Genomic DNA, 6,783 nt, shown 5'->3' with positions numbered 1-6,783 from the left:
TGCTGCTACTTAGCGCAGTTATAGCAGTTGTTTAATCCATGGTTCTATGTTTTAACAAATATCGTTCATGAGCGTTCGAAAATTGTCAGGACGACAGCAATAGGAGAAAATGGCTGTGTGGACACATTGTAGGTTAGTCTCTCCTTTTAATGCAGGTGATAACGATGTCATCAAACGGTATATCATTGTTGTCTGAAATCGTCCTTTGATAGACGATATTGATGATATCTTGGGGGTTAGAATCGGAGTTTGCGTAAAGAGCAGCTTCTAGCCGCTCGTACGGCTTATCTCTGAAGTTTTCGCTGTCGGTAACGCCATCGGTAAACGCGAGGAGAACATCGCCCGCTAAGAAGGGCTCAGTTTTTGTTTCGATACCTAAATCAGGCACGATTCCTATTGGTAGCGTCATTCTGCTCTCAAGACGCTTTATGTCGCCAACTTGCCTTGAGTAAAGCAGAGGAGTCTCATGACCTGCGTTCACGAAGCTTATGCCGTTATCGTCAATAAGACAGCAAAATAGGGTGATAAACATATTTTCGGATAATGCTGAGTAAATGTGAGCGTTAACTCTTGCAACAAGCTCGGTTAAGTTGCCGGTATGCTCGAGTGCTTCCGTTATATTTTGGTGAAGCATAGCAGAGAACAGGGCCGCTGAAATGCTTTTTCCCGAGATGTCTGCAATGCAAAAGAAAAGCTTATCGCCAACGGTGGCAACGTGGTAATAATCCCCACCAAGTTCTCTTGCAAAGGCAACTTTGCTTGCTATGGTGAGATTTTTATACGAAGGCGGAAACGGTGCAAAAACAGATTTGTGGACATCTTTGGCGATCCCAAGATCGTAGCTTCTTTTCTCTTCAAGTTCTCTGATTATTCTGAGCTGAACAATCAGCCTACCGATAAGTAACGCCACCAGGTTAAATACTAAAAAGTGTAAAGCTACATCGAGGCCTAAATCAAGCCCGGTCTCTATGCCAAGTTGAGTGTGAAAGATTAGTTCAGCAGCAGCAGCCACCATAGAGACGAATAAGCCATAAGCTAAACCAACATAAACCGTCGCCAAAATAATAGGAATGAGGTAGAGGATCGTAATATCGGGCGTAACCCCTGTCAATGTATCAGCGAGCCCGATTGCAACCGAAGCCAAAAGCGTGCCCACAGCTATTAGTGTTTTAACCCCTTTAGACATTACGCCTTACCCCTCACAAAATAATTGAACGTATCATGTAGATTATCTTCCTGTAGAAATCTATAAACAAAGATAGTCAATCGTTATCCGCTTCCGTTTATTATTTGTATTGCTTAATGTGAGCCTGTCTAATCAAAGAGGTCGCCGAAACATGGTTGAAATTGCCCAAAACCAAAGATGAGGTCGAACGTGGGCTTGAGCAGCAAGCTGCCGAAACAAGAGATCGGATAGAAGCTCCGATCTTTTGCGAAACGTAAAAGCTGTTTAAAGCGACAATTCTCGGGAATGTACGAGTTCAAGCATACCTGAAAGGAGAGGGATTTTGCATGGCAGATGAAAGGGTTCGCGTTGGCGTAAACGGCTTTGGCGTAATCGGCAAACGTGTTGCCGATGCGGTTGCAAAGCAAGATGACATGGAGTTGGTGGGTATATCCGACATAATTTATGACTATCGCATCCGGGTGGCCGCTGAAAGAGGATACCCAATCTACGCATCGATGCCGGATAAGCGCTCGCTAATGGAGGATGCCGGTATTCCCATAGAGGGCACGCTCGATGATCTTCTCGGGAAGGTCGATGTCGTCGTTGACTGCACGCCGAAAGGCATTGGAGCCAAAAATAAGAACACGTATGAAAGGGCGGGTGTGAAGGCGATCTTCCAAGGTGGCGAGGAGCACGAGTTGACCGGCTTGTCGTTTATCGCCCAGATCAACTACGAAGAGGCATTAAACAAGCAGTATGCGCGCGTTGTCTCGTGTAATACCACGGGCCTGTGCCGGGTGCTGTACGCCCTGCACAAGCGGGGTTGGATTAAGCGGGCGCGCGCCGTGCTCATGCGCAGGGGGACCGACCCGTGGGAAAGCCACAAAAACGGTATGATCAACACGGCAATCCCCGAGACGAAAGTTCCGAGTCACCAGGGTCCCGATGCGCAGACCGTGATTAGCGGGCTTGATATCACGACGATGGCGGGGGCCGGCCCGTATAACTTAAGTCACCTGCATTTTGCCATGGTTGAGACAACCAGGCCGGTAAGCCTCGATGAGCTGCGTCACGCCCTCTGGGAAGAGCCGCGCGTCGCATTTATCCGCTCATCGAACGGTCTTGTAGCACTCAACTCGGTCATCGAATTGATGCGCGATCTTGAGCGTCCGCGCAACGACATGTGGGAGGTTGCCGTCTGGGAAGATGCGCTTGCCGCAGATGAGCGTGAGGTCTACCTTGCGTTTCAGGTACATAATGAGGCGATCGCCATCCCCGAGACGGTGGACGCTATCCGTGCGTTGACCGGCATCGTGCAAAACGGGGCCGAATCGATTGAAAGAACAAACCGGGCGCTCGGTATTGTCAAAAGCTTTTTACCAAAAACCATGCATGAAGAAGAGGTGCATGTGGCGATGGGAAAAGCGTTGGAGCAAGCACAACAGCAGTTTATGGAAGAAGGTTTCAAGGGCTCCGAGGAACCAACCAAGGCCGAGCCGACGAAAGAGCAGCGCATCGCGTAATCCTGACGCGGCGTTGCACACAACGGTACAGCGAGTATTAAGCAAATGGTCTCCCAGACCCGACAACGCTTAAGCCAGGGTTTGGGAGACTTGCCTCTATTGTTATCGAGGAATATGCAGAAGCCCAGCGCTGGGTTAACTTTGCGGCATACCATCTGATTAAAAAGCTGAGTTTTCAGTTCCTTTAATTATGGGTATAAACCCTTGAGGTGATATAGATAAAATGCAGCACGAGCATGCCCATCCTCATAAAGAGGAACGAACAGTCGAGTTAAATATCGAGCATGTGCCCGATTATCCAGAATATGCGGCTTTTCTCGAAAAAAGGCTCGTTGCTCAGCCGAGCGTTATAGGAGCACGTGTTGACCTTGAAAATAAGCTGGCGACAGTTACCTTTAATCCATCCGGCATTACCGAGGAGGGGCTAAAGAAGATAATCGAGGAGGCGGATCAAGAAATTAGCCATGAGGTGCACGGCCACATCCACCTGGGAAGCACAGAGATCGAGCCTCAAGTAGCGCCAGAAGCGCACAAGCATGAGGTCCATAACCATGTTGCTCCGGCCTGGCAATCAGAATACGGCCTCGAGACCGAACATGCCGGGCATGGTCCTGAGATGGTAAAGCAACTTAGAAATGCCTTTATCGTAACGGCTATTTTAACGGTGGCTGTTGTTTTTACCTCGCCAATTGGAGAGGCGATTATTGGCCGCACTATATCTTTGCCGATTGGCCGCAACCTTTTTCATTTTATCTTTGCAACACCGGCCGTGCTTTACGGCGGGTGGTTTTTCTTTACCGGAGCCTGGCGGGCCTTAAAACTTCGCACGACAAATATGGCCACGTTGGTCTCGGTTGCCGTGCTTGCCGCTTATCTTTATAGCGTAGCGGCAACGTTTATCTTCGGCGGCGAGACGTTTTATGAGGCGGCTACCATGCTGTTAACCTTTGTTCTTTTAGGACACTGGCTTGAGATGGCGGCTCGCGGTCGCACCAACGAGGCGATCAAAGCCCTTTTAGATCTCGTGCCGCCAACGGCCAACCTCATCGTGGATGGTGAAGTAAGGCAGGTTCCGGTTGAAGATGTTAAAAAGGGGGACCTCCTCTTAGTCCGCCCCGGTGAAAAGGTCCCGGTTGATGGGATGATTACGGAAGGGCAGACATCGGTTGATGAATCCGCCATAACAGGTGAATCGCTACCAATTCCCAAAAAAGCCAGTGATGAGGTTATTGGAGCCACAATAAATCAAGAGGGCGCATTCAGGATGCGGGCGATAAAGGTTGGGGAAGATACCACACTTAGCCAGATTATCGCTCTCGTTGAAGCGGCCCAAAGAACCAGAGCCCCCGTACAGCGCATTATCGACCGGGTGGCATCTTATCTGGTGCCTGTTGCCATTGGCGGTGGATTGCTCGCATTTTTGGTATGGCTTAGCTTTAGTACCCAAGGGCTTATATTTGCCCTAACGGCCGGCATAGCGACGGTTGTTATCGCCTGTCCGGATGCCTTAGCCCTTGCCACCCCGATTGCTATCGTTGTCGGAACCGGTGTTGGGGCAAGAAACGGCATCTTAGAGAAAAATGCCCTTGCACTTGAGCGATCGGCGCGCATTAACACCGTTTTATTTGATAAAACCGGAACGCTTACTGAGGGCCGCCCTGAAGTAAGGGATATTGTTGCAGTTGGCAAGTTATCTCATGATGAGCTATTGCGACTCGTTGCCGGGCTTGAGGTGGGGTCGGAACATACAATTGCCAGATCAATTGTGGCTGCCGCCAAAGGACGAGGGATAACCGATCTGCCACAGGTTTTAGATTATCGGGCGGTTCCGGGACGTGGCGCAATCGGCACAATTGAGGGCCGTGAGGTTATGGTCGGCAACCTTGGGTTTATGAATGAGGAACAAATCGATCTGTCCAAGGTTGAGGCCGAATCCCGCAGGCTTGAAGAAGAACACAAAACTATGATATTCGTCGTTGTGGGTGGCAATATTGAAGGGGTGCTTGGGCTTGCAGACCGCATAAAACCCGAATCCAAGCAAGCAATAAAAGAACTGCATGACATGGGTATTGAAGTAGCGATGATTACCGGGGACAACAAGGCCACTGCCGAGGCGGTAGCAAAAGAGCTCGGCATTGATAAAGTGTTCGCCGAGGTATTGCCCGCCCAAAAAGCAGAAAAGGTCAAAGAGCTGCAAAGCCAGGGCCGGTTGGTTGCAATGGTGGGTGACGGCATAAACGACGCGCCCGCTTTGGTGCAGGCTGATCTGGGAATCGCCATCGGGGCAGGAACCGACGTGGCGATAGAGTCCGGTGCAATAGTTCTCATGCGAAACGACCCCCGAGATGTCGTAAAGGCCATTCACCTTGGTCATCTGGTTTTGGGTAAGATCAGGCAAAATATCGCCTGGGCGATTGGGTATAACGCGGTTGCGTTGCCGATAGCGGCGGGCGTTCTGTATCCGTTTACCGGTTTGCTTTTAAGTCCGCAGGTTGCCGCTATCGCGATGTCGGCAAGTACGGTAACGGTTACGATTAATTCGCTTCTTTTAAGCCGTCAGGCCAGGAGCTTAGGTTAAGAAGATTTAACGCCCAACCACTTTTCATATCCCATGTAATTTTAGCTTGTATTGCCAACGGTTTTCAATTTCAAGTAGACTACTTAAAGACAAACCTTTGTATCGGTGATCGTATAGCTCGCACATTAGTTCGCATTAGTTCTATACCGGAAAAATTTAAGAGTATTTTGGGTAAAATCTTTACTGTATAGGTATCAAACGGCCGGGGGAGGACTACCTTGGAAGAAGTTGCCTCAAGAGAACAATTAGAGCGTGCAATTGAGACTATCCCCAATGCTGTTGTGATCATGGATAAAGATGGCCGTATTATATTTGCAAATGCCGCAGCTGAGGCGATATTCGACCTGGCCCGAAAGGACATTATCGGGCGCGCCTATAGCGACCTGGCGTTTAAAGTAACCACAATAGATGGTAAACCCATACCCAAGGAAGAACACCCATTTTTCAAAGTTATGCGGACGGCAGAGCCGATATATAACTTTGAGTACGTTCACGAACATCCTGACGGAACTCGAATAATCGTGTCAGCCGATGTCGTACCCCTATATGATAAAAAAGGCGCTGTTGTGGGTTTGGTGGCATCACTTACAGATATCACTGAGCGAAAAAAGGCAGAAGAAGAGCTTAAAGAATCTGAACGGCGGTTTCGCACTATGTTGGAAGAGGTCTCACTTGTCGCCGTAATCTTAGACACCCAGGGCAAAATAACGTTTGTAAATGGCTTTCTTCTAAACCTTACCGGCTGGCAGAAAGATGAGGTTATCGGCAAGGACTGGTTCGATACATTTATACCGCCTGAGCAGCGGGATGAAATTAGGCGCTTCTTCTTCGAGTCGATTGCCAAAGGTGAGATACTGCCGCATTACGAGAACGACATTGTAACCAGTTGGGATGAGAGGCGCACCTTATCCTTTACCAATGTGCTTTTGCGTGATTCTCGGGGCAGAATTCTTGGCACGGCAAGTATCGGCCATGACATCACAGCTGAAAAACAGGCAGCAGAAGATATTAGAGAATCAAGAAAGCAAGTTCTCGATATACTTGAGAGCATAACCGATGGCTTCTTTGCGGTTGATAACGACTGGCGCTTTACCTACGTAAATCACAAGGCCGAGCAGCTTCTGGGAAAAAGAAAAGAAGAGATCCTTTTTAAAAGCATGTGGGACGCATTCCCGGAAGTAGTCGGCACCACGTTTTACAAAGAGTTTAATCGAGCAAAGGAAGAAATGATACCGATCTCTTTCGAAGAGTTTTATCCTCCGCTCAACAAATGGTTTGAAGTTCATGTCTACCCTTATAAAAATGGGCTTTCAGGCTACTTTGATGATATTGGCCAGCGCAAGCGAACAGAAGAAGCGTTGAGAGCAAGCGAAAAAAAGTTGCGCGATATAACTTCGGCGTTGGGCGAGGGAATCTTCGTGCTAAACGGGGATGGTCGGCTTACCTTTATGAATAGTGAGGCTGAGCGCCTTTTGGGATGGACTGAAGCTGAACTGCTTGGCAAGGATGTGCAT

General features: G+C 48.9%; 4 protein-coding genes. 3 read left to right on the top strand and 1 reads right to left on the bottom strand.

All coding sequences use genetic code 11. From position 1 onward, the window contains the following. Positions 1–133 precede the first annotated feature (133 nt). Positions 134–1,186, bottom strand: a complete 1,053-nt coding sequence (locus COY37_RS10070; protein WP_286677780.1) for a PP2C family protein-serine/threonine phosphatase — start codon at positions 1,184–1,186, stop codon at positions 134–136. Positions 1,187–1,512: 326 nt separating this feature from the next. On the opposite strand from COY37_RS10070, the gene COY37_RS10065 reads away from it, so the two are divergent. The 3 genes from COY37_RS10065 to COY37_RS10055 form a co-directional block, all read left to right on the top strand. Then, complete coding sequence (locus COY37_RS10065; protein WP_286677781.1) at positions 1,513–2,691, top strand: type II glyceraldehyde-3-phosphate dehydrogenase; 1,179 nt, start codon at positions 1,513–1,515, stop codon at positions 2,689–2,691. Positions 2,692–2,914: 223 nt separating this feature from the next. Then, entirely contained in the window at positions 2,915–5,269 is a 2,355-nt protein-coding gene (locus tag COY37_RS10060; protein WP_286677782.1) for a heavy metal translocating P-type ATPase, read from the top strand. 218 nt (positions 5,270–5,487) lie between these two features. Continuing rightward, positions 5,488–6,783, top strand: a 1,296-nt coding sequence (locus tag COY37_RS10055) for a PAS domain-containing protein (RefSeq protein WP_286977459.1), incomplete at its 3' end; no start/stop codon positions are given.

Source organism: Candidatus Aquicultor secundus (assembly GCF_002791875.1).
Lineage (GTDB): Bacteria > Actinomycetota > Aquicultoria > Aquicultorales > Aquicultoraceae > Aquicultor_A > Aquicultor_A secundus.
The sequence above is the reverse complement of the archived record's forward strand: the minus strand, read 5'-3'. Positions and strand labels throughout refer to the sequence as shown.